We start from the raw sequence: 23,831 nt of genomic DNA on the forward strand, positions 1-23,831 counted from the left end.
GTGGGCGTAGTTTCCCGGCCGGATCATGTCCCCTCGGAGGACTGCACATGACGATCGAATTCGCCCCCACGGGCTCCAGGGGTACGGAAGAAGTGAGCGTTCAGGAGGCGCCCGAACCTTCCGTAGCCTCCGCAAACACCGAGGGCGGCGGCGACCTCGGCACCATCTCGTCGTCGGAGTACGAGCGGATCCAGGCCGCTGCCGAACTCTACGTCTTCGCCGAGCGGCGGGGGCTGCAGCTCGTTCGTGCCGACGGCCCCAACGGCCATCTGGTGACCCATGGGCTGGTGCTCGGCAACCTGCTTCTGTTCCCGCCTGGCCGCCACCCGAGGGATGTGCTGCGCGACGTCGGCTGAGCGGTTGCTCAGGTCAGGCCTGCTGCCGCCTCGACGCAACGAGGCCGTGCGCTAGCAGTGCGAGCAGGATGTAGTCGTCCTCCCACACCGCAGTTCCCGCCTGGGTCGGACCCTTCTTCTTCAGCGCGGGCACAGCGGATTCAGGCGGCTGCCGAGCTCTGCCGTCTTCGCCGAGCGGCGGGGGCATCTGTTGTCGCAGGCGCTGGTTGTCGCTGACATGCTTCTGCTCCCGCCTGGCCGTCACCCGAGGGATGTGCTGCGCGACCTCAGTGCCGGCTCAGGGGTGGGTTGCTGGTCCCGATCGGCCCGGTGGGGTTGGCCAGGTAGCGAATACGGCGAAACTGCGCACGGCCTCATTGTAGATCGGGTAGAGGGGAAGGGTGCCGAGTACGAACAACTGGTACTCGGCACTGATCGTGGACGGCGGCCGAGCGTGAGGTAGGGGATCAATGCATCGGTGGGCTTCCTTAAACGAGCGGCAGTTGGAGCTCCTGCGAAAGCTGCAGGGTAGCGAAGGCCTTGGGTTAGATCCCGGCCTGCGGCGGACGGCCTACGCGCTGCGGGACCGGGGGCTGCTCGTAGTCGCCCGTCAGCAGGGTGGAGGCGTACGGACACAGGTGACAGCGGCCGGTGTCTTCTATCTGGAGCACGGCTACCACCCAGACGATCCGAAGCATGCCGCAGCCGAACGGAAGGAAGAGGCAGAGACGAGGCCGATGTCCTACGCGGATCGGCCGGTCGCGCGGGCGCGGCGGGCCAAGGCGGAACAGCTGGTCGAGCGGCTGGTTGCCGAGCGCAGGGTGGTCTTATCCGACCCCGATGAGGACGAGGTGGGTGAGTGGCGTCGGGTGATCGACTACGCCAAGCGTCACGGGCTCGTACCTCCGGGCCGGCGCATTGAAAAGCAGCGGCTGTGGAATCCGGGGCGTGACCTCCAGATATCCCTTGAAGAAGGACCGCACCCTAACGAGAAGAGCCAGCGGCCGGGGGCAGCCCCTACCATCCGGGTGCCGACTCGGATCCGCAAGCCGCATCGTGCGATGGCCGCCTTCATGGAGGACGACGCCTGGCTGCACATGCCTTCGGCGCCCCGGGCACGCTCGCTTCGAATCCTTCAGGCTCTGTGCTCCGAGGCTGACCGACGTGGACACCAGGTCGCCGGACCGGCCGTCCGAGAACGCACCCAGCGTTCCACCGCACACGGAAGATGGGCCGCGCAGCGGGAAGGGTACGTGGAGCTGACCGTCGGCGGCTTCTCTTGCCGAGTGACGATCAAGCGAGAGTATCCAGAGTCGCTGGATCCGGATCGATCGCTCGTGCTGATGATCGAGCTGCCATACAGTCGTTCGGGGCGCCAGAGCAAGTGGGCCGATCGCAAGCGCTGGAAGCTGGAGGATGTCCTCGGAACCGTCCTCCGAGAGATCGAACTGCGAGCCGTCGATGACGGCCAGCGGAAGGCTGACGAGGAGCGAGCTGCAGCTGAGCGCAAGGTCCTATGGACAGCGGCCATGGATGAGGCCCGGGGCCGGGCAGTCGAAGCGCAACTCGCAGAAGTTCTGCGCGAGCAGTCACAGGCCTGGCGGGATTCCCGGCTCCTGCATGAGTACTGCCATGCGCTGGAGCGGCGTCTTGTTGCGGCGGGGCCGAAGGAGGGCGGGCTGGCGGACGCTCGGCGTTGGCTTGACTGGGCCCGCCTATACGCGAGATCCCTTGACCCGCTCGTTCTCCTGCCCGGCATGCCGCAGATACGTGAGTTGGAAGCCGAAGACCTCAAGCCGTTTCTCAGGGGTTGGAGTCCGTACGGGCCGAGCCGAAATGGGGGTTCCTGAGCGGCGCCCGTGCGCCGAGAGGAATGATTCGGCCGCCCGGGCCGGAACTAATCAAAAAAGGACTGTCCGGCAGCCATAGCCGAGGTGTGCAGTGGGGAGCAGGACAGCAGAGATCGGCAGCGTCGGGGCCTGGCGATCCGGAGGGGGAGCTCATGACGGTCAACGTGGTTCTGGTGTCGGGTGAACAAGCGGAGCTGATTGACGCTGCTGTGACACTTGGGGACCGTTACACGAAATGGCTGGGGCTGCTGACCCCACCCGCATACCGGCAGGCCGCGGACGAGGGTGGCCTGCTCGTAGCCCTGGAGGACGAGCAGGTCATCGGCTACGCGCTCTTCGGACTGCCGAAGCGGAGCCCGTACGTAAGGCTGGCTCACCTATGCGTGGCCGAGGAGCACCGCGGCAAGAGCGTAGCGCGCCAACTGGTGCAGACCATCCGGGAGCGTCAGGCTCACCGCCTCGCCATCAAGGTGAGGTGCCGACGCGACTACGAGCTCAGCGCTATGTGGACCAGCCTGGGCTTCGTGCCCCGTGGTGAGGGGCTGGGGCGGGGCCTGAAGCGGAAGACCCTGGACTCCTGGTGGCTGGACCTCGGGCATCAGGACCTGTTCTCGGAGGCTGACAGCGAGGCGCTGTTGGTGGTGACAGTGGATCACTCGGTGTTCGCCGGCCTGAGTGGACGTGGCTCCGCGCGGGAGGTCGAGGAGGCCCGTGCTCTGGAGGCAGGCTGGCTCACCGATCTCGTCGAGCTGGCATTCACGCCACAGCTCCTGCACGACGTGCACGAAATGGCCGATGGTGCCGAGAGGCAGCACCGGCGCGCTGATCTGTCGAGCCTGCGGCAGATCACCCCGGACCCGGAGGCGGTGGCGGCCCGGTACGCGGAACTCATGGCAGCCCTGTCCGGCGCACTCCCTGACGTACCGGCCGATGCGCGAACCCGTGCACGGCTGCGGTACGTGGCCGAGACCTCCTGCACCGGCCTGCAGCTGCTCGTGACGCGCGACCCAGGGCTTGCAGATATGGCTGATGTCGCCTGGGACGTCGCTGGAGTCAAGGTGGTAGGGCCCTCCGCCGTCACCCTCCATGTCGATGAGCTCACGCAAGCACAGGTCTACCGTCCCAGGGACCTAATGGGCACCGTGTTCTCGGCGGAGGAGGTCGCTGTCGGCAGCGAGGCCGGTCTGGTCCTGTTCTTCGACGAAGAGCAGCGTGAGGGCGGGCCCGCTTTCGAGCGACGTCTGCAGAGCTTTGGTCCGGGCGCGATCCTGTGGCGACGGGAGCTGCTACGGGACGGAGAGGGGCAGCCAGTCGGTTTGTACGTATGGTCTCTCGACGGCAGGACCTTGAACGTTCCCGTTCTGCGCACTGCCGGACACGTTCTGGAAGAGACACTGGCCCGGCAGCTGCTCTTCATGCTGAAGCGTCTCGGCCGTGAGCGCGGGGCGCAGGTCATCCGGATCTCCGACCCGTACCCGTCGGCGGCAGCCAAGGCGGCGGCGGGCGCGGACGGATTCGCCGCTCATGCAGACGGCCTCACCGCCTTGCTCGTGGACGTCTGCGGGGCCGCCTCGGAGGTCTCCGACGCCGCTGCTGACATCGCGCAGCGCCTGGCTCTCACGGTGCCCGACCTGCCCGCTGACCTGTCTGCCGAGGTAGCGAGTGTCGCCGAGCGCGCATGGTGGCCGGCGAAGGTCATGGACTCCGGACTGCCGTCGTTCATCGTGCCCATCGAACCCCGCTGGTCTGCCGACCTGTTCGACTTCCCCACCATGCTGTTGCCGAGGGACGAGATCCTCGGAATCAGCCGCGAGCATGTCTACTACCGTTCCCCTGGCCACCGGAACGAGAGCATTCCGGGCCGCCTTCTCTGGTACGTCAGCCGGGGGAACCCCGGCTGGCAGGGACAGATGGTGATCGGTTGCTCCCGCCTCGATGAGGTGGTGATCGACGATCCCGACACCCTCCACTCGCAATTCGAACACCTGGGCGTATATGGTCGGGAGGAAGTTCGGAAGGCGGCCGAACCCTACGGCAAGGCCATGGCGTTGAGGTTCTCGGACACTGAGCTCTTCCCCGAGCCGGTGTCCTACAGGCGTCTGTGTGTGCTGGCTGAGGATCTGGGGCTAGCGTTGTCGCTGCAACAGCTGTCCAAGATCACAGCGCGCTGTTCCAGGCGGTCTACGAAGAGGGGCACCGAAAGACGTGAACGATCCGGAACGCGCGATGCTGTTGTCCGTCCACCCTCGGTTCGCGACCGCCATCCTCGCCGGGAGCAAGACGGTAGAAGTGCGGCGGCAGCGTATCGCCGCGCCTCCCGGCACCGCTGTCCTCCTGTATGCCACCGCGCCGACGATGGCCATCGTCGGCGCGGCCCGGATCGCTTCGGTCCAGGTGGCGTCTCCCCGCGAAGTGTGGTCGACCAGCCGTATGCGTGCGGGAATCAGTCGTCGTGAGTACGACGCGTACATGAGTGGTGCGAGCCGGGCCAGTGGCCTCACGCTGGCTGATCCGGTGACCTTCCGGGAACCGGTCCCGCTCACGGCCCTCCGGGCAGTGGGTTCCTTCCACCCGCCACAGAGCTACCGCTACGTCAAGCAGGTCGATCTCCGTCAGATGACGGAGGCCGCACCGAACGGCGTCGACGTCGCTCTGCGCGAGCTGCTCGGCGACATGGTCCCTGCCTGAGAGTCGTAGCAGTCACAACACTGCACTCGTGAAGCCTGGTTGAGCGTCTTGAACCAACAGACGTCAGGTTGCGAAGGCCTACCTCTTCAAGTCCAGGTCGCGCAGCCAGACCACCTCACGTCGCAACTGTGCCAGCCCCGCAGCCGGCACCTGTACCTCAGCCGTTGGTCATCCCCACGGATAAGAACTCCCTCGCCCCGGGGGAGTCTGCTGGTAGAGCACGAAGCCGGGAGACGCTCACGCGGTTGCGGTCCCACACCACCGAGGCTGTGGTCCAATGGCGCGTTTTGTGACCCAGGGCTCATCTGTGCTATTTCGGCACGGAGTTGGCCTGGTCTGAATGTTTCCCCAGGCCGCTGTCGCGGGGTTACAGTCCGGCAGGGGCAGATCGGGAACCAGGGGAGGGGCCGACATGCTGGAGATCATCGCGCTCAGTGCACTTACCGCATTCCTCACCGCGGTGGGCAATGGCGCGGCTGGTGAAATGGGCAAGCAGCTGCTGCTGTCGACCGGCGCACTGGCGAGAAGGGCCACGGGGCGGGAGACGCCCTTGCCCAGCTCCAGGGAAGGCTGGGAGTCGCTGGCCGGCCACGTACACGCTCGCCTGGGTGACGATCGACGCCAGGCAGACGAATGGTCCCTCCTCCTCCGGAGCCTTCCCGAGTCTGCGGCTGGGCTTCCTTCCAGAAGCGGGCTTCCCCCGGCCACACGGCACTTCACCGACCGCAAGGACGTCGTCAAGCAGCTGAAGCGGGAGGCTACTCGTCCGGCTGCCGGACGTCCGCGCGTCGCGCTCCTGTACGGCCCTCCGGGGGTCGGTACGAGCGCGGTGGCTCTGCACCTGGGTGCCGTCTGCCGTGAGCGTTTTCCCGACGGACAGTTCTACGTCGACCTGCGCGACGGCTCCGGTGAGCTGGGCCCAACGCCGTCAGCGGTCCTGCTGAGGCTGCTCCGGCAGATGGGCGTGGAGGCCGAGCAGATTCCGCCCACTGAGGCGGGCCGGGAACAGCTCTACCGGCGGCTGACAGCCGGCCGCCGGGCGATGGTGGTGGTCGACCACGCGTCCTCGGTCGCTCAGGTCCGCAGTCTCGTTCCGGCCACACCGGAAGTCTTCCTGCTGGTGGTCGTGTCCGGGCCGCCCCTCGTCCTGGAGGCGGAGCCCGTCCCCGTATCCGGGCTGAGCGACCGTGATGCGCTGGAGATGATGAGGAAGGTCGCGGGCCGGGAGAAGGTCGCGCGTGCCAAGTCGCAGCTGCCGGGCGTGCTGGCCCACTGCGCGGGCAATGCCTTCGCCGTGAGGGCAACGGCGATGCGCCTGTTGACCGAGGACACGGAGCTGGACCTGCTGGATTCGGCACCGGGGACATCAGGGAGCGATCCCGTACGCGCGACGACCGAGGCTGGTTGCCGCAGGGTCGGTCCGGAGACGGCGCGGCTCTGCCGGTTGACGGCCCTGGGAGGCTGGCCGTCGGTCACCGCGTCGATCGCTGCGGCCGCCGCGGGCGTCGCCGAGGACGAGGCCGCCCGCATGCTGTTGGAAGCGGCTAACGCTCAGCTCATGGAACCCCTGCCCGACGAGAGGTACAGGTTCCGGCCCGAGGTGCGCCGGGGCCTGGCCGACACGGCCGGACCGGAGCACGGGATCCCCGAGTGCTCCGCGGCTGTCGCCCGGACCCTGGACCTCCTGCTCAACCGAGCCCTGCACGCGGCGCACGCGGTCCTGCCCCAGAGCTGGCGGACCGAGCCGGCACCCGCGCGCGGGGAACCGTACCGGGACGAAACCGAGGGAGTGGCAGCGCTGGCAGCGGAGGTGGGCAACCTGGTCCGCGCCGTGTTCGTGGCCCGTGAGTACGAGCACACCACCACGGCCCTACGGCTGGGCCGCACCCTGTGGCCCCTTCAGCTCAAGGCGGGCCACTGGGACGACGTACTTCCCGCCCTGCGACTCGCGGCCCGTTGCGCCGACGAGCACCAGCCGGCCTCCCGTATCGCGGGTGCGCTGCACTTCCAGCTCGCCCACTGTCTGGGCGAGCTGGGGCGCTGGGAGGAGGCGGACCGGGAGGCGGGCGCCGCGGCCCAGGGCGGAGAGCGAGGCCGGCCACCTGCGCGGTGAGGCCTCTTCCGTGGAGCTGCAGGGCCTCTTGAACCTGAACCGCTGGCTGTACGAGGCAGCACACGAGCGGTTTGTCGCGGCAGACGCCATCTACGGCGCGATCGGGCCGGATCAGGAGGGTGCGCACGACCTGCCGAGGGCACACGCGCTGTCGCAGCGCCACCAGGGACGGGCCCTGCGCGGAATGGGCAGGCTCGAGGAGTCGCGCGGCCTGCTGGAGGCCGCGGTGGACTTCTTCGCCGAGCAGGGCGAGCCGTACAACCAGGCCCGCGCCCTCACCGACCTTGCCGAAACGCTGCACGATGCGGGAGACAACGCCGAGGCGCTGACGCGGATCGCGGCCGCGGAGCGGCTGCTCACGCCGACCGCGATCCCACACCTGGGGTACCTGGCCGCCCTACGGCTGCGTTGCGAGGTCGCCCGGTAGCACCGACTCGATCAACACCGGGTGTGCTCCACCGGCGACCTGTACCCGCAGCGTGATTCCCTCTCGGGGTACTCGGCCGCCGGTGGCGAGCCACGCGGTGAACGAGGACGCGTACGCCGCCGGGTCGGCATCCGACTTCGGGCTGGCCGTGAGCTGGTACACACCGTGCTGCCGACTCCGGACGGTGCATGTGTGCGGCCCGCTCACGTACGCGGCGACCGTGCAGTGCGGGTAGCGGGCGAGCACCTCGGACGTCCATGCCTGGGGGCTGCCCAGCCGGGGATCGTCGGGCTGCCCGTCCTGAGTGATCACATCGGCCAATTCCAGGATGCCGGGGTCGAGGGTGTCCTCGTGCACGGCGAGGTGCGCGATACCGTCGGCCCCGTACGGATGCCGGGTCGAGCGCTCGATCACGACCTCGGCCCCCTGGACCCCCGTCCGTACGTGCAGCGGGGCGGTGCGCAGAGGGGGATCGTACGGGGGCAGAGGCAGCGGCTCCAGCAGTGCGGGGGCCTCCGGCTCCGGGAGGTCCATCAGGGCGTAGAAGTGCCGCCGTAGGAGGGCTGCCGAGGCGCCGGGCGCCGAGCTGGTGAACTCGGCCGGCCCGGTGAGCGGCCGGTGGGCGGCGATCACCCTCTCCACCTGCTCCCGCAGGGCGCGGTGCGGATCGAGCCGGGGCGCGTCCCGTACGAACGACGCGAGCGGGGCATCCGGGTCCAGCCGGTCCTGGCCGGTGGCCGCCAGCATCACGGGGATGCCGAGGGCCGCTCCGTAGTAGGAAACCGCGCCGAAGTCGCCCAGGACGACGTCTGCGGCGAGCACGGCCTGGCGCCAGGCGTGCACGGGGTCGACCAAGGTCAGCCCGCTCCGACGTGCCTGGTCCAGCCAGGCGCGGACCTGGCCTGGCCCGTGCCCGTGCCAGACGTTCGGGTGCAGGACGGCGGCCAGCCGGTAGTCGTCGGCCGGCAACTCAGCGGTGAGCCGCGGCAGCAGGCTCGGTAGGACGTCCTGCCCGCCTCCGTTCCCGAAGAGGCCCTCTGGGTTCCAGGTGGAATTCAGAACGACCAGGCGCTGCCCACGGCGTACTCCGAGGGCCCGCCGGAACCGCTCACGGTGCCGCACCGCGGCCAGCATCCGGTCGTAGCAGGGGTCCCCGGCGAGTACCGCCGCGTCTTCGGCTGCCGGGCATGCGCGGCGCAACCGCTCCAGCTGCTCCGGGTGCGAAAGTACGAGACCGTCCACGAACGGCTCGCCCTCGTGCAGGAGCCAGTCCGCAGACAGGCCGAAAGTCGGCTCCCGGCTCCCGGCTCCCGGCTCCCGGCTCCCGGCTCCCGGCTCCCGGCTCCCGGCTCCCGGCTCCCGGCTCCCGGCTCCCGGCTCCCGGCTTCGCTAGCTTCTTAGTGTATCCGACACCGTGCGACAATATGCTCAATTTACCCTGGAGGAGATGGAGTTCTCCGCCGAAGCTGGCCGACACTGCGAGGTCGACCGGCATTGACTGGGCCTGTACCCAAGGCACGACGGGCAGCTCCAACCCGGCGAACAGCTCGTGGAGCCCCGACCGGAACGCGGACGAGCCGGTGGAGGTCACCAGCAACTGCACGCGGAAGTCGTCGCGGAACAGTGGCACGACGTCCAGCAGGCGTCCCGCTGAGGTGACGTTGTGTGCCACCAGCAGAACCTTGCGACTTGTCGTCCGGCTGGTCCACAGGTGGGAGTCCTCCCCTACTGGCACCCGTATCGCCAAGGGATCAGCAACCCCCACCGTCACCTCCAACTGGCTGCGCAGCATCATCGTTGTCACGGTCACCCTAGCTGTGGCGTCCTCGCTCCCGCCCTCATCGGCAACCGCACTGCGTGGAGGTATGCGCCTGATCTGGAACACGCGCCGCTGGGACCAGCGGCCGTGCTGCGCGTTGCCGCAGTTCAGCGAGTGACTGCTGAACCTCAGCGAGCACCGAGCTTCACGCTGAGGCAGTCGTTGGAGTCGACGCCCACCCCGGACGGTGTGAAGGCGATCACGCCATGCTCGGGCCCGGCCAGCGCCCGCATGGTCGTGCAGCGCTGGCCGGCGTCGCCGCTCGTGTACTCGATCACTACTGAGTCCCTGCGGTCGGCTGGATCTTCTTCATCAGGGTTGCCGGGCAGGATGTACGCCGCCTTCACGTCCTGGATCTGCTTCACCCATGCAGGCACTCCAGCACCGTAGCTGGGAGTCACACCTGGGGTGGGCGTGCCATCGGCCCGTGGAACCGCCGGTGGTGAAGCCGCAGAGGGACTGCTCGGCACCGCAGACGCTGACGACACGAGCGGCGTCGCCGAAGTGGCCTCGTTCGGATCATTGGCTCCGAGGTCAAGAAGGAATGCCAAGGCGATGACGACGATGAGTCCGGCACTGGCGAACAGGCCAGCCCGAGATAGTGGTGGCCTCGCAGCAGCAGGTGGCGTTAGGGAGGTCAGTCTGTCCGGAGAGACGGATAGCTCGCTTCCGGTGCTGAGCATTCGTATCTCGACGTTGCCGTCGGCCGCGTGAGCAGTGACATTGGCGCGGTTCCCCAGGTACAGGACGATCGAGCCGACTGGGAAGCTCTGTGGCGCAGGAGTCAAAGCGGGACCCTTCGATTACAGGTGTTGGCTGGCTTCAGTCACTGGGGCCGAGGATCTCCAAGTGGCCCGCGAAGCTGTTGGCCAGGCTGGCCAGTACGGCCTTGCCCTTGGCCGCGGTCGCGTGGGAGGGGAAGCCGATCACACCGGTTTCGGTGTACGCGCTCATGCCCTGGACCAGTAGGAAGGGGCGGTTGCCGCCGTCATGGTCGGCATCGGCGAACCCGTCCCGCACCAGCTCGGGCGCCGCGTGAAGAAGGATGGATGTCTCGATCTCGCCGGCGTGCATGTCCGCGTGGCGGTCGGAGACGAGGTCGGCGCGGTCGCGGGCTCGGTCCCAGTCTGCTCCGAGGGGGAAGAGGGAGACCGCAGGCCCGTCGATGTTGGCTTCCTGGACGATGTTGGACAGGACGTAGTTTCCGCCGTGGCCGTTGACGATCACCAGCTTGTGGATGCCGGAGCGGGCGAGGGACGCGCGGATGTCGTCGATTACGGCGTAGAGGGTCTTCGCGCTGATGCTGACCGTGCCGGGGAAGGCGGCGTGCTCGTGGCTGCACGACATGGTGATGGGCGGGAGCAGGTGGACCGGGTAGGCGTCAGCGGTCTCCTGGCTGATGATGCAGGCGATCGCCGTATCGGTGATCAGCGGGAGGTACCGGCCGTGCTGCTCGAAAGAGCCGACCGGGAGCACGGCGACGTGGGGCTGCTGCTCCTGGACATCCGTGCTGGTGGCGGTCGGCAGCAGGTTCACGGCACTCCCCGGGTCGGCTATCGCTCGACCATCATCATCCGCCATCGCTATTCGGGCGGGCGTTTGGTCTATGCGCGCTGGGGACTGGTGCGGGCTCGGTGGCGGCCTCTGCGGGGGCTGGGATGCTCGTCCACCTCGCTCCGCGTATGGGTGTTGCTCCGGTGAGGTTCGTCTCGGAGACGGATGGACTGCCATACCCGCTCGTGGAGTTCGGAGATGCACGGGCCGCAGGCGAACATGGGGGCTTGCATGCCCGCGACGCTCGCCGGCCCTATCCATAAGATGTGTGTTCGGCGTTGGCCGCAGTACAGCCAGCAGACACCGTCGACCCACGTGTTCGAGTCATCGGTTTGGGCGGGCGTGGGCAGACCTTCGTGGGCGTACGCCGCGATCCCGGGAATCACCAGGTGGTTGAGCATCGGGAGTCTCCAGTTCGGTTCGCGTCTCTATCGGTTGTGGGTAGTAATCCAGATGGCGCCTTCCGGCGGTGGCTACTGGCGGATGTACGTGAGTCCGGGGGCGCGGTCGAGGTCGAGGGTGAAGCGGTCGACCTGGCCCGTGCCGCCGGGCACGGTGAGGGTGTAGCCGTTGCCTGCGTAGATGCCCGAACCCGTGAGGGTGAGTCGGTCGCATGCCCCTCGGCGCCACAGGTGGAGAGCGTCGGCTCTGCGGGTGAGGCGAAGGCTGCCGGGGGCCTGGTCGCAGGCGAAGGTGCCGAGCTCTGTGTGCTGCCCGAGGTCGTCGGGTGTGGGCTGATCTTGTACGGCAGTGCTTGGGGTTTGCTCCAGGGCTGCTGCGCGGACGAGGGCCTCCTTCTGGGCCAGCGTCGGCTGCTGGTGGAGGTCCCGGAGGATGGAGGCGGTGACGCGGTCCGCCGAGAGCCCGGCGTTGTTGGACAGGGCGATCACGCGTAGCCCTGGCGCCTCCACGTGGGCAGCCGCGGAGAAGCCCTGTTCGTGACCGAAATGGAAGACGGCATGGCGGCCGGGGCGAGCGTCGGCGTAGAGCCCCGGGCCGTAGAGATAGGGCTCGTGGTCGCTGGGCTCGTAGCCGACAGCTTCCTGCCAGGGGAGTTGGTGGGGGTGCTGCCAGTGCTGGTGGAGGTGGGTGAGCCAGCGGTCGAGGTCGCCGGCGGTGGTCCATAGGGTTCCGGGGCCGGGCAGGGTGACCGGCACTTCTGTGTGCCGCCAGCCGTGGTGGATGGCCTGGTAGGCGGATGCGGCTCCGGGGATGACCTGGCGAGGGTCTGTCTTGAAGTGGGTGGCGTGCATACCGAGCGGGCCGAAAACGCGGTGCCGGGCGAGGTCGGGCAGCGTGGTGCGGTGGACTGTTTCGAGGATCTCTGCCAGGAGGAGGTAGTTGGTGTTGCTGTAGAGGAAGTGGCTTTCGGGGACGGCGCGTTGGTCTTGGCGGTAGACGAGGGTCCGTAGATCGTCGGCCGTGTATTGGTCGAGGTCGCGAAAGCCGGCGAGAGAGAGCAGGGACTCGGCGTCGCGTATGCCCGACCGGTGGGTGACCAGGTCCGCGACGGTGACATCGCTGATCTTGAGGCGGGGCAGTAGGTCCGCGGCCCGCTGGTCCAGGCGCAGGAGATCATCATGCGCAGCGAGCAGGATCAGGTGGGCGGTGATCTGCTTCGCAACCGAGCCGACGTTGAACGTGGTGTCCGGTCCGATGGCCAGGCCGTGTTCGAGGCTGGCCAGGCCGGTGTGGAGAAGAGTGGGCTCTTCGCCTGGCCGATGGACCAGCAGGGACAGGCCAGGCTGCTCGTCGCGGAGCGCGTTCACAGGGCGAGGGCCTGGTGGTGGGCGGCAGCGAGGCGGTGGCGGAGACCGTCGTCGCTGACCAGGTCCAGAGCGCGGGCGTGATCGGGCGCGGTGCCAGCGAGGAGGCTTCGCTGCTGGTCGAGGTAGGCGGTCAGGAACCGGTGCAGGTCTCCCGTGGTGCTGTTCAGCGCGTGGGCGGTGAACAGCATGGTGAGCGGGAACGCCCAGCAGGCGTGGAGGAAGCCGAACGCCGGTCGCATCGTCTGTTTCCACGGGGAGTGGAAGTGCGCAGCGTCGCTGACCTTGCATCCCGTTGCCGCGAGGGCGTCGTTCAGCCAGTTGTGCCCGGCCTCGTGGACAAGGTCGCGGGCCAGGACGATCGGGTTGTCGACGTGGTCCATGAAGACCGTGCCGGGCAGGCGGCTGATGGTCCAGCTGTCGAGGGTCTCGCCGAGGTTCTTCGTCCGCAGCAGGCACAGGACGACGGCGTGCGCGGCGAGCAGGTCACCGAAGCCCGCTCGTGCGGCGCTGGCGTACGCGTCGGCCGCGAGGTTGCACAGGTGGGGCTGGGCGGGTTCGGTACCAGGGCCCAGGACGTAGTAGGGGGTCTCGGAGATCGCGGATCGGGGCAGGTCGGCGAGTGTGGGCGCGACGACCACGCGGGCGCCGACCGCGGTGGGGACGGAGCCCGTGGTGGCACCCACGTCGGTGTGGGCGACGTACCAGTCGAAGGTCGATGCATCGCCGGCTCGGGCGGCGGCTTCGGCTCCTTCGAGGGCGTGGTGGGCCAGGCAGTAGTCGGCCACCGTACTGGTACTGGACTGAGGCGCCTGGACTCCGGGGCGGATGACCGCGTGGATTCGCTGCGTGCGCTCGTGGTGCAGGCGGTCGATCGGCGGGAGGTCGAAGAGGTCGGTGAGGGTGTGCATGAGGCGGCTCTCCTGTTCGGTGGAGGGCCCGGGGCCGGGCCGCAGCTGCTGGCGGCCCGGCCCCGGGGGTGTTCACCGACGGCGCTCAGAGCGCCGGGCGGCTGTGGGTTTTCAGGCGGTGGTGGTGTCCGCCTCGGCCGCCGGCCAGCCCTCGGCCGAGACGCTGGAGGTGTGGGCGGTGGTACGGACGGTCTCGTCCTCGCCGCGCAGGTCCTCGACGTTGGCGAGGAAGTCGGCGATGCGGTCCTGGTTCATGGGGTGTTCCGCCTTTCGGTCTCGTTGGCTTGGGCTTGTTCCGCTTGCTGTGCTGTGGTGCTGGCTAAGGGGCGGAGATCTCGCCCTGGGCATGGGGGCTCCCTTGCGTTGTCAGCGCTGGTGCAGGTTGGCCGCGGTGCGGAGCGCGATGCGCAGGTCGTCCATGGCGGGCCGGTCGCCCGCGCCGTCGGACAGCGCGGCGGCCACGACGCCGCGCAGAGGCTCCGGGATGAGGGGCAGCTTCGTGTGGCCAGCCAGGCGGGGGATGTCCGCGCACAGGTAGCGGTGGACGAGGACGGCGAGGCTGAACACGTCGGCTGCCGGGGTAGCCTCGTGGTAGCCGGTGAGGTACTCCGGCGGCCAGTGGACCTCCGGGCCGCGGTGTTCAGGCCCGCGTGGGGTGGACAGGCGGCGGGCGGCTCCGAGGTCAGTGATCAGGCCCCGGTCCTGGTCGATGAGGATGTTCTCCTGGTAGACGTCGCGGTGGACGATTCCGCGCTCGTGCAGGTTGTCCAAGCCGTCGGCGACGTCGGCGAGGATGCTGAGGCCCTTGCCGGTGTCCTTCGACGAGGTCATGAAGGCCCGGAAGTTTCCGCCGTCGCAGTGAGGCATGGTGTACCAGTCGAACCGCTCCGAGCTGCCCTGTTCCAGCAGAGGGACGATGTGATCGGTTCCTCCAGCGGTGGCGGTCAGCTCCGCCTCGTGGCGAAAGTCTTCACGGGTGAGGGCGCGTTCGGTTTCGGTCATCTGCGCGTACCAGTAGAAGCCGTACGCGGCGGGCTTCTCGCTGGGGTCGAGCTCGGCCAGGACGTGGTTGCTGCCGAAGCCCGCCTTCAGCACGACGTTCTCCTGGCCGGGGCGGCTCGCTCTGACCAAGGTGCTGGCCCGCGTGAACGCGAGGAGATTGCTGATGTGCCAGCCGTCCGTGCGGAGCTGATCGAGTACCCAGGCTGCGGGATGCATCGGGTGCAGGTTCATCGGCTCGCTTCCTTGTTCGGGGGCGTGGGACCGTCGGCCGAGCGGAGGTCCTCCATGCAGGCGTTCACCAAGGCTTCGAGGTCGCTGTGGGTCGTGCAGGGGTGCTTCAGCACGGGCAGACCGGTGGCCTGCGTCCAGGTGTCGGCGGCCTCGTTGTAGAGGTCGGCCAGCCGTGCGGCGGCCTCGGGCTGTTCGGTGAAGCGACGCTCTGTCGCACGTTGAGTGATGCGGTCGTGGCAGATGTCGGGCTCGGTGGTCAGCAGAACGGTCAGCTGCGGACGGGCCTGGGTTTGCTCGGCGAGGCGCTCGACGTACGCCTCGACGGGCTGCTGGTGTAGCAGGGCGAGCAGGCAGGCGGTGGAGAGAGCGAGCCGGTCGGCGAGGACCGGGCCCTCGGTGAGGGCGACGGCGATGTTGAAGCGGGAGTGCAGGGTCAGATCCGTGGTGGCGGCCTCGATGGCCTCCTGCTCGTCGCCGCCGAGCCCGGCGCGCAGGCGGATCAGCGAGCGAGTGGCCGGGTGGGACAGCCAGGAGAACTGTCCGATGTGGCTGAGGGGGATGTCCTCGGCGTGGGCGGTGGCCAAGAGCCGGTCGCGGAGGGTGCTCTTTCCGGCGCCGGCTATGCCTTCCAAGGCCAGGAGCACGCGCTCACCCGGCCGTGGTGGGTTCGGCGATGAGCCAGCTGATGAACTTGGCGACCCGGCCGGCGGTGACCGGGAGGGTTCCGTGCGCGAGCTGGGAGCCGTACAGCAGGGCTGCTCCGGGGGCCGGCGCGACGCTCCAGCGTGTGCGCGGCATCTGCCGGAACCAGGTCGCGGAATTGTCGGCTCCGTCGTGGGCCAGCCACATGCCCTCCGCGTAGCCGTTCGAGGCGGCATCGGGGGCCTTGCCGTTCCAGAGCCGGTTGCTGGAGGCCGTCTCGACATAGAAGTCGCCTCCGGCGTCGGCCTGGGTGATCACGACGCTGATGCCGGCGATCTGGCGGGGCCAGGCGAGCGGGTCGGGGGCGATGCCGTCGAGGTGGCTGGTGATGTGCTGGCCCACGCCGTACTCGACGTACGTCCACGGGCGGCACAGGGTGATCGAGGGCATGACGCGGGAGAGCGCCGGACGAGCGCGTTCGAAGGCGTCACTCAGGAGTCTCTCGGCGGCTTCGGGGATCGAGGGGATTTCGACGCGTCCGGCCGGCTCGTAGACGGCCATGGCCTCTTCGGCGCCGTGACCGGGAATTTCGTGGATGGAGGTACGGCGCTCGTCACCGAAGCGGTTGGTGCCGCCGCTGGTCAGGACGTCGTTCATCAGGTCGGCGAGGTGGGCCCGCTCGGCATCGCTGAGGAAGTTCTCGATGCTTCCGACGCCGACGGTCTCGGCAATGTGGATCACTTCGTGGTTCCTCCTTGCTGGAGCACGCGGTGGATGTCGTTCAGGTCGGTGCAGTGGTTGAGCCAGCTGACGACCGGGCTGCGGGTGGCGGCCAGTGGGTCCTGCCACAGCGCGAGGAGCTCTCCGGTCAACGGCAAGTCGCTGCTGTCGGGCAATAGGCCGGCGTCGGGTGCCTCGGCCTGGGCCAGGCCGCCGCACGAGGCCCCGTGCTGCCGGGTGAAGACGAGGGCGAGACGAGCTGCGGCCGTGGTGCGGCAGGCCCGCAAAAGGGGGCCTGCGGGCAGCGGCAGCCCGTACGCGCGGTGCTCGGTGACCGTCCATGCCTGGGCGATGGCGGCGCCGGAGGCTTTGACGCGGCAGACCGCGCAGCACCGGCGGTCGGAGTCCGGGCAGAGGAGGAGGTGCTCGCCGACGGTGGTTGCGATTTCGTCGAGGACTGCCCAAGCGGTGCTGGCCAGCACGGCACCGACGTCTGGCTGTCCGAATCCCGCGGCGTCCTTGTGGTTGCAGCAAGGCTCGCCCGCTCCGGGCTGCTCGCTGGAGACGAGAACGGGTTCGATGAATAGGGCGTGGAAGTAGGCGATGCGTCCCAGGAGCTGGTGAATGGTTACCGTGTCGCCGGGCTTCATCGCAGCACCCTCTCGGGGGCATGCGGCAACGCCGGCAGCGGGCAGGCGCAAGCGGATTCGGCCTTGGGACGTTCGGCGTCGAGGGCTGCGGCCAACACAGCGGCGGCCTTGTTCAGGCGGGCGTGGCTGTGTGGTCTCGCGTATATCGGCACGTGCGTTCGATGGGATCGATACGCTGCTGCAGCTCTACATACCTGGCACGCGCGGTCCTTGGAGAGACATGCCCCTGCGCGACCGAAAAAAGTGCGACGGCGTTTCCTTCATCGATGAACTGCTGAAGCCAGCCCATCGCCTCACCCTGGCCACGGTTCGCGAGAGCGTCTTCGGCGGCGTACTCCAGGGCTAGGTCGTCGCCTGCTTCGGCACGGGCTCTCAGCCAGTCCATGACCTCGCGTTCTCTGCCGAGTGCGCCGGAGAGCGAGATCAGGGAGGCGTGCGTCCCGTGATCACCCGCTTCGATCGCGCAGCGGTACCAGTGCAGCGCCTGATCGTGCCAGCCGGCCCTCTCCATCAGCTCGCCAGCCAAATCCAAGGTCTCCCCGCTCCCGCTCTTCAACGCGCGGAGGTGGAGCCGGAAGGAGTGCCGGAAAAGCCCTCGGTTTCGGGCTTCCCAGGCGAGGCCACTGTAATCACCTGGGTTCGAGAATTCGGCGACTGCCTCCCACAATGAGTTCGGAGCACCGATGGTCGATCTGCTGACCCGCCCGAACTGATCCAGGAAATCCGCCAGCCGATAACGCGGTTCTACCTCGGCCGGGGCGCTGGGTCGCGGGCGGATCTTCACGAGTGGGCTTGTGGCACCCCGGCACCGCCTACCGAGGAACGCCAGCGTGTCATCGAACCATCCGTCCGGCAGATCGTCCCATTCGTCGTCGGCCATGTAGTCAGCGGCGGCCCTCTCTAGCAGCGCGGGCGGGAGTTCTTTCCGGCATCCGAGTCGACGGGCGTCCATCGCTGCGTGTAGGACCGCTCTGGCAGCCGCCGGAGCGGTGGCATAGCGTTCCATCAGGGCGAAGGCGGCGGAGAGATACTGCGTGATGCGACCGTCACGGGTGCATTCGACCGCCTCGGCGAACCTCGTGTCGGTACGTGCGTGCTCCCGCGCCTCGCTCAGCGCCGACCCGTCGAACTCCGAGGGGACGCGAATGCTGCGTCCAGTGAGGAGGACCCTGGCTTCCCTGTGTCGGTCGGATTCCCCCGGGTCGGGCCGGGTGGTGAATTTCTCCCACTCCGTGGGCCACAGCGTGCCCAGGACCAGGACGGGCCGGCGGGCCGCATCGTTCAGCAGGTCCCGCAAACCAGCGGCTACGGTAGCCCCCTGTTCGCTGCCCGGGGCTGACAGGAAGGCAGCGAGATCGTCGAGCCACAGCACTGTCCGTGGACCTACGGAAGTCATGCCCCTGAGAAGTGCTTCACCCGGACTGGGGGCGATCGGCTGCCAGAGCCGCCAGTCTGCGGGCAGGGTCTGCACTGCCTCCCAGCAGGCGCGGGTCTTCCCTGACGACGATTCACCGACGAGGACGACGAGCTCGCTGTTGCCGCTGATGGCGCTACTCATGGCCTTCGCCAGTGAGCGGTCATGGCCGCGTCCGACATAGACGGGAAGCACTGCCGGGGGGCCGTCGGTGGCAGCGCCTTCGGTCTGGATCACCCGGTGGACATCCAGTGCGTACGGATCGGTGAACATGCCGATCGCCGCGCCGGGACGGTCCGGAGCGCGGTCGGTCTCGTGCCTGCAGAAAGCCTCCGCAGTAGCCCTCCCGAAGAAACGGACTACCAGGTCAGGAAATCCCCTTAGGATGTTTGATAGTTGCCCCTGGTCCCATAGTTCGATCTTCAGGTTGTGGTGGGCTTCGCGAAGTTCCGTCAATGTCTCGACGACCTTCACGTCCGAGGCGTCCGCAGTCGTGATCACGACTAGGCGCTGGGCCGCGAAGGGGCGTGTACCTTCCGTGTAGCGCTTTACCGCGTCCCTCAGATCGGCTGCGGTAAAGCGCTCGTAGCGCTTGGCCTGATACACCGACGTCGGCCCCGAATCAAGGAACGCGACGACGTCGATGCCCTGTTGTGGCTGCCCACGGCGTCCGAACAGCCGGGCTTCGCGGGCTTGGTCGACCTTCAAGGCTAGAGCAGCCACCAGGTGCTCGACGGCTTCCCATGTGAGGTCGCCGGTGTTAAGCAGGAGTGGGGCCGTGTCTGTCAGTGGCGGTGCGTGGGGGAACTCAGAGCACACCAACGGATGATCCGGCCCGAGGACCTCTCCGTGCGGCTCACTTCCGGTAGCGACTTCGCTCACGGCGCCCTCCCTGCCGGTGATTGTAGACGCACGAGCTACGGCCGCTGTCCTCGGTGAGTTGGTCGTCCAAGTGGCATCGCTCTCTCCTCTCCTTGTGCGGTTCTCTGCACGGCCTAGATGGCTAGCTGCTCCGCAGTATGGTCCCTCGCGATCAAGGCTCGAATAATGGGATTTGCAACCCTCCAACGTCGAAGGCCCCCGCAGCGAGCTGCGGGGGCCTTCGACATATTGCCCGGTGAGAGCAATGGCGGAGGATACGAGATTCGAACTCGTGAGGGGTTGCCCCCAACACGCTTTCTAACTGTTCGTCCGGGGGTTCAGGCAGCTCCGTCAGTGTCCTGACCAGCAGCGTAATCCGCAGGTGGAAGCAGGCTGATCGTACCGGCACAGGAGTGAATGCAACGCATACTGCAACCCGCGGGTGGGCTCACCGACGCGTGTTTCGCCCTCAGCTTTCCAAAGCTCTATACCCCTCTTACCAGCATGAATAGATCGGGACGCGGCTACTGATGGTTCTCCGGCCGGGAGGCAGGCCGGTTCTTCCTGGCCTGCCTCCCAAAGTGCCTCCGTGTCGGCCGTGTAGCTCGGCAAGGTCGGTGTGCCGCCTCGGGACCTACTCGAGGTCGGAGAACAGCTCGGCCTCGTAGATCCGTTGGGCCGTCGGACGGACCGGTCGGCGAAGAGCGGCGCGGTGTGCAGCTGAGGGCGGCTGCGGCGCGGGCGGGCGGGGCCTACGCCGACGCCTGGGGGGCACCGTGGCCTTGGGCCGTCGGTACCGTGCCGGTCGGCTTGCATCACGCCGAAGGTTCTTACGTTGTACGGGTTTCATGAATCTCTCCCTGTTCAAGTGGCCTGTTTCCCACGATCCGAATTCGTACCTTCGGTCTCTGTGGCGTGGTGTGCCCCCTTCGCCATGGCGGGGCATCCGTATGCCCTTCTCCGATGATCCGCTGGAGCGGTCGGGGTGGGATGTTCGAAGCGTTGCAGATCAGCATAGGAAGTTCAAAACTGCTTTCGTTAGGCGAACGTTAATGGGTGCCCCGCTCGCCATGCCATGCTTCTCCAGTGCCTGCCGGTAAAGCCAACGCGGTGCGAGGCCGCATGCGACTAGAGGTGATGATCATGGAATTTCGCGTCCTGGGCCCGGTGCTTGCTGTGGCAAATGAACAGTCGGTCCCGATGAAGCCGACGAAGACCCTCGAACTTCTCGCTGTTCTGCTAATGGCGCCTGGGCATCGTGCCTCGCACGCCACTATCGCCAACTTCTTATGGCCGGGCGAGGAGTCGAACGCGAATCGAATTCGCCAATATTCTCATCAGTTACGGATGGAAATCCCGGGCATTGTCCAGCCGAACGATCGGGGATTCTGTCGGATCCACGTGGACCCACAGAGTGTCGACTACTTGCGCTTCCAAACCTTCCAGCGCCTCGCGAACGTCGCCGATGATCCCCGGCGCCGGCTCAGCGCGCTCCGGTCCGCACTCGGCGAGTGGCGGGGAACGGCTCTGGAGGGAATGGCTGGCGCGGGCTTCTCTCGGAAGAGAATCGAACTCACCACCGAATTACGGAACGTGACAATTGCCTGTGCACTGACCGAGCTCGAGTGCGGGGAAGCGCACGCCGCGTTGCAGCGGGCTGACTCGGCGATGGCCCATTGGCCGGACGACGAGACGTTGTTGGAAGCGCAGATGCGTGCCCTGCGCGCTCTCGGCAGGTCGGAACGAATCGAGCCGTTGCTTGCTCGCTGGGGGCGTCAGTTCGCTCGGCCCACCATGCACCTGTTGCTGGCAGGAGAGACGGACACTTCTGCTCCTACCGCTGACAGTGCCGAACCTGTCCGAGTCCGCCAGATCCCCAGGCAGCTGCCCTCCCCACCCATCGGTTTGGTCAGCAGACAAGCTCAGCTCGACCGGATAGCGGAGACCCTTGCCGGCCGGACACCTGGCAGGAGCCGAGTCGCGGCGCTCACAGGCATGCCTGGTGTAGGAAAAACCTTCGTCGCCATAGAGGCGGCCGCCCTGGCCGAACGGAGCTTCTCGGACGGAATTCTCTACGTCGACCTCGGTGGCTTTTCGTCAGGTGAACCGGAACGGCACGGCGCTGTCCTGGCCAGGTTCCTGAACGATCTCGGAGTACGTCCAGCGACTCCGACGATGGACGGCATGGTCTCCGCTTACCGAACTGCTCTCGCAGATCGCTCGCTGCTGCTGGTCCTGGACAATGCGCGCGACGAGGACCATGTCCGCCCGTTGCTTCCTGGCCCGGGGGCAAGCGCGGCGATCGTTACGAGCCGTCGTCAGTTGCACGGGCTGGCGATTCGTGAGGGTGCCGAGCTTGTCGACCTCGCTCCGCTGAACTCGCACGATGCCGTTGAGCTGCTGCGAATCCGGTTGGGCGAGGATCGGATGGGTGCGGCCGCCCCCTTCGTTGACGACTTGGTTGAACACTGTGGAGGCTTGCCCTTGGCGCTGGGGATCATGGCCGCGCGGATCAAAGAACGCCCGTCCCAGGCGCTGGCAGGCATGGTTCGCCAACTGCGGCAGGAGAGAACCCGGCTGCGTTCTCTCGACCTGGGCTCGGAGAGCCTGAGCGTCCGCCTGCAGCTGGAAACTTCCTACAAGTTGCTGCCGATACCGGCGGCGAACCTCCTCTGGCAGTTGACGGTCCATCCGGGGCCGACGATCAGCTGGGTGGCACTGCGCGCACTCGAAACTCACGGTATCGACAGCGTCAGCGACGCAGTCGACGAGCTGATGCGGATGAGCCTGGTGACTGAGCCGGTATTCGAGCGCTACTCCCTGCATGATCTCGTCCGCGTTTACACCGCTGAACTGTCGGACCGGCAGGACGAAGACGAGCGAGAGCGGGTTGTGGAGCGGGTGCTCCGCTTCCTGTTGCACAACGCCTGGGCGTGCGACCGGAGGCTGGATCCGGCCCGGCGACTGCCCATCGGCGAAGCCCCCGATGTCGAGGTGGTTACACCGACCCATGCGGCGGACGCGATGTCCTGGTTCGAGGCCGAGTACTCAACCCTCACGGCTGCCGTCGGTCTGGCGGAGAAGCGTGGGCTCGACCGCTACACGTGGCTGCTCCCGATGGTCCTGGTGACTTTCCAATGGAGATCCGGGCGCCACCTGGACGCGCTCAAGTACCTGAACAGTGCGCTTGAGGCCGCGGGTCGGGAGGCCGGTCCGGCCGACGTGGCCATGGTGCACCGGATGCTTGCCGGCACCTACCGGAGCCTCGCGGACCTTCCGCGTGCCACGGGTGAACTACGACGCGCAGTGCGAGTGAGCGAGGACGACGGGGATGTCCTAGGCGCTGCCCTCGGGAGGCACATCCTGGGCGTTCTACTCCGTGAGAGCGGAGCCGCGGGTGAAGCGTTGGAGCATTTCATCGCTGCTCTGTCCGCCTTCGAGCAACTTAGTGACCTCCTCGGCCAAGGAGCCGCGCTGAACGGCATCGGAAGTGCCCGCTACGACCTCGGTCATTACGACGCGGCTCTGGAGTACTGCCGGCGTTCGCTGACGCTGTTGGAAGGAACGGACGATCTCAACGGCCTGGCGCATCTGCTGTTCAGCATGGGCCGAGTTCGGCTCGTATTGAGAGATCACGAGGCCGCCATTGCCGACTTCGAGCGCGCTCGTAATCTGTACCGCTCCTTGACCTACGGCAGTAGAGAGGCCCGGACGCTGGTCTGGATTGCGGCCGCCCTCCGCGGAGCCGGTCGGCCTCTGGAAGCCGAGGAGGCGATTCAGCAAGCCCAGGCACTATTACGAGAACTGGGTGAGAGCGACCTGGACGCGGCTGTCGAGCGTATGAGGTGCCTCCCGTGACAGCCCTTCGACAGCGTGCTGGCTCCGTCCCGGTTACGGCAACGACAAGCCAAGCCGGTAAGGGGTGGTCGGGTCCGGCCGGGTGGCCTTCGGGGAGGCGGGGCAGCGGGGGGTGGGCAGCATTGGCCGCAGGTAGTTCCGGAGCGCAGCCAGATCCGGGCGTTCACCCGGGTCGATGGAGACCATGGCGAGCGCGAGGCTCTGAAGCGTATTGGACATATGGGCACGGAACCCGTTCGGGAAGGCTGGGGTGGTGGCATCTGGTGGGCCTTCCAGGCCGCTGTAAGGCAACTCGGCGCCGACCATGGCGAACAGCATGGTGCCGAGGGAGAAGACATCGACCTGCGGAGTCAGTAGTGCTTTATTGTCGTACTGCTCCGGAGGCGCATAACCCGGAGTGCCGCGAGGATCTGAGTTGATTTCCCCGATCGGCCCGGAAATACCTACGTCTAGCAGTCTGACCTTTCCATTTGGCTGCATCATGGCATTCTTCGCGGAGACATCCCGATGTACGTAGCCCTCCTTATGTACGCCGTGCAGAATATCGCAGAGCTGCGCGACAACTGAGACCGCCGCAGCCGCTGGAACTGGATGGTGGTCGCTGATCCAGGACGCAATCGTATCGCCTTGGACCAGTTCCATCACAATGTACCGGCCCCGGTGCCGCCCATAATAACCGTCTCCCAGTACCTCAGGAATTCCTGGTACATGCCGCATGAATGTGAGCCGTTCAAGCTCGTCTTCCAAAGCGAAGGCGGCAGAGGCATAGGTCTTCGTTGATTCGAAGGTGCGGGGGAATTGAGCTTTGACCGCCACTTCGCAACGGTCCAACTCGTCCCGGGCGACGAATAGCTCACCCTCGCCGCCGTGGCCGAGCTTCCGTAGCACCCGGTAACGCCCATCGAGAAGTCCCGGGAAGCACTTCATTCGCTCCGTAGTCAGAAGAGGATCACCCAACAGGTTCGACAACCTGTTCCGGGGCCTAGAGAA

At 67.3% G+C, this 23,831-nt stretch carries 18 protein-coding genes and 2 pseudogenes; 8 read left to right on the forward strand and 12 right to left on the reverse strand.

The annotated features are described in order from the left end of the window. The first annotated feature begins 47 nt into the window (after positions 1–47). From ACIQAK_RS12370 to ACIQAK_RS12400, 7 genes and pseudogenes are all read left to right on the forward strand, one after another. Positions 48–356 carry a hypothetical protein gene (locus ACIQAK_RS12370; RefSeq protein ID WP_366392688.1) on the forward strand — a complete coding sequence of 103 codons (309 nt, stop codon included), beginning with the start codon at positions 48–50 and terminating at the stop codon, positions 354–356. 617 nt (positions 357–973) lie between these two features. Then, the gene (locus tag ACIQAK_RS12375; RefSeq protein ID WP_366392687.1) at positions 974–2,185 is read left to right on the forward strand and encodes a hypothetical protein; all 1,212 of its coding nucleotides are present in this window, start codon (positions 974–976) and stop codon (positions 2,183–2,185) included. A 152-nt stretch (positions 2,186–2,337) separates the two neighbouring features. Beyond that, a pseudogene (locus ACIQAK_RS12380) lies at positions 2,338–2,658 on the forward strand (GNAT family N-acetyltransferase); the annotation flags it as partial. Positions 2,659–4,411: 1,753 nt separating this feature from the next. Continuing rightward, a pseudogene (locus ACIQAK_RS12385) lies at positions 4,412–4,540 on the forward strand (ASCH domain-containing protein); the annotation flags it as partial. Positions 4,541–4,654: 114 nt separating this feature from the next. Beyond that, positions 4,655–4,873 (forward strand): hypothetical protein, encoded by a 219-nt coding sequence (locus ACIQAK_RS12390; protein WP_366392692.1) that lies wholly within the window; start codon positions 4,655–4,657, stop codon positions 4,871–4,873. Between the two features lie 829 nt (positions 4,874–5,702). Further along, the gene (locus ACIQAK_RS12395; RefSeq protein WP_366392686.1) at positions 5,703–6,986 is read left to right on the forward strand and encodes a hypothetical protein; all 1,284 of its coding nucleotides are present in this window, start codon (positions 5,703–5,705) and stop codon (positions 6,984–6,986) included. A gap of 10 nt (positions 6,987–6,996) precedes the next feature. Continuing rightward, positions 6,997–7,413, forward strand: a complete 417-nt coding sequence (locus ACIQAK_RS12400) for a tetratricopeptide repeat protein (protein ID WP_366392685.1) — start codon at positions 6,997–6,999, stop codon at positions 7,411–7,413. Here ACIQAK_RS12400 and ACIQAK_RS12405 read toward each other — a convergent pair. The 11 genes from ACIQAK_RS12405 to ACIQAK_RS12455 all read right to left on the reverse strand — a co-directional run bounded on the left by ACIQAK_RS12405 (position 7,384) and on the right by ACIQAK_RS12455 (position 19,004). After that, entirely contained in the window at positions 7,384–8,655 is a 1,272-nt protein-coding gene (locus ACIQAK_RS12405) for a hypothetical protein (protein ID WP_401847963.1), read from the reverse strand. The two genes, ACIQAK_RS12400 and ACIQAK_RS12405, sit on opposite strands and share 30 nt — an antisense overlap. A gap of 705 nt (positions 8,656–9,360) precedes the next feature. Beyond that, the gene (locus tag ACIQAK_RS12410; RefSeq protein WP_366392683.1) at positions 9,361–9,597 is read right to left on the reverse strand and encodes a hypothetical protein; all 237 of its coding nucleotides are present in this window, start codon (positions 9,595–9,597) and stop codon (positions 9,361–9,363) included. Positions 9,598–10,054: 457 nt separating this feature from the next. After that, positions 10,055–10,813: a creatininase family protein gene (locus tag ACIQAK_RS12415; protein ID WP_366392682.1), complete on the reverse strand. Its 759-nt coding sequence runs from the start codon at positions 10,811–10,813 to the stop codon at positions 10,055–10,057. 446 nt (positions 10,814–11,259) lie between these two features. After that, positions 11,260–12,555 carry a serine hydrolase domain-containing protein gene (locus tag ACIQAK_RS12420; protein WP_366392681.1) on the reverse strand — a complete coding sequence of 432 codons (1,296 nt, stop codon included), beginning with the start codon at positions 12,553–12,555 and terminating at the stop codon, positions 11,260–11,262. Then, entirely contained in the window at positions 12,552–13,463 is a 912-nt protein-coding gene (locus ACIQAK_RS12425; RefSeq protein WP_366392680.1) for an aKG-HExxH-type peptide beta-hydroxylase, read from the reverse strand. The genes ACIQAK_RS12420 and ACIQAK_RS12425 overlap by 4 nt, the downstream gene beginning before the upstream one ends. Positions 13,464–13,574: 111 nt before the next feature. Further along, positions 13,575–13,718, reverse strand: a complete 144-nt coding sequence (locus ACIQAK_RS12430; RefSeq protein ID WP_366392679.1) for a hypothetical protein — start codon at positions 13,716–13,718, stop codon at positions 13,575–13,577. Between the two features lie 111 nt (positions 13,719–13,829). Beyond that, a complete protein-coding gene (locus ACIQAK_RS12435) occupies positions 13,830–14,696 on the reverse strand; it encodes a protein kinase domain-containing protein (RefSeq protein ID WP_366392678.1) in 867 nt (288 codons plus the stop codon). Further along, positions 14,693–15,340: a hypothetical protein gene (locus tag ACIQAK_RS12440; protein WP_366392677.1), complete on the reverse strand. Its 648-nt coding sequence runs from the start codon at positions 15,338–15,340 to the stop codon at positions 14,693–14,695. The genes ACIQAK_RS12435 and ACIQAK_RS12440 overlap by 4 nt, the downstream gene beginning before the upstream one ends. A gap of 4 nt (positions 15,341–15,344) precedes the next feature. Further along, a complete protein-coding gene (locus ACIQAK_RS12445) occupies positions 15,345–16,079 on the reverse strand; it encodes a hypothetical protein (RefSeq protein ID WP_366392676.1) in 735 nt (244 codons plus the stop codon). Further along, positions 16,076–16,708 carry a hypothetical protein gene (locus ACIQAK_RS12450; RefSeq protein WP_366392675.1) on the reverse strand — a complete coding sequence of 211 codons (633 nt, stop codon included), beginning with the start codon at positions 16,706–16,708 and terminating at the stop codon, positions 16,076–16,078. The genes ACIQAK_RS12445 and ACIQAK_RS12450 overlap by 4 nt, the downstream gene beginning before the upstream one ends. A gap of 112 nt (positions 16,709–16,820) precedes the next feature. Then, positions 16,821–19,004 carry a hypothetical protein gene (locus tag ACIQAK_RS12455; protein WP_366392674.1) on the reverse strand — a complete coding sequence of 728 codons (2,184 nt, stop codon included), beginning with the start codon at positions 19,002–19,004 and terminating at the stop codon, positions 16,821–16,823. Positions 19,005–20,126: 1,122 nt separating this feature from the next. Between ACIQAK_RS12455 and ACIQAK_RS12460 the strand changes: the two genes are divergently transcribed. Beyond that, positions 20,127–22,841 carry a tetratricopeptide repeat protein gene (locus ACIQAK_RS12460; protein WP_366392673.1) on the forward strand — a complete coding sequence of 905 codons (2,715 nt, stop codon included), beginning with the start codon at positions 20,127–20,129 and terminating at the stop codon, positions 22,839–22,841. Between the two features lie 33 nt (positions 22,842–22,874). Here the strand turns inward: ACIQAK_RS12460 and ACIQAK_RS12465 are convergent, their stop codons facing one another. Then, positions 22,875–23,768, reverse strand: a complete 894-nt coding sequence (locus tag ACIQAK_RS12465; protein WP_366392672.1) for a serine/threonine-protein kinase — start codon at positions 23,766–23,768, stop codon at positions 22,875–22,877. Between the last annotated feature and the right edge of the window lie 63 nt (positions 23,769–23,831).

This window comes from Streptomyces sp. NPDC088706 (assembly GCF_044752765.1).
GTDB lineage: Bacteria > Actinomycetota > Actinomycetes > Streptomycetales > Streptomycetaceae > Streptomyces.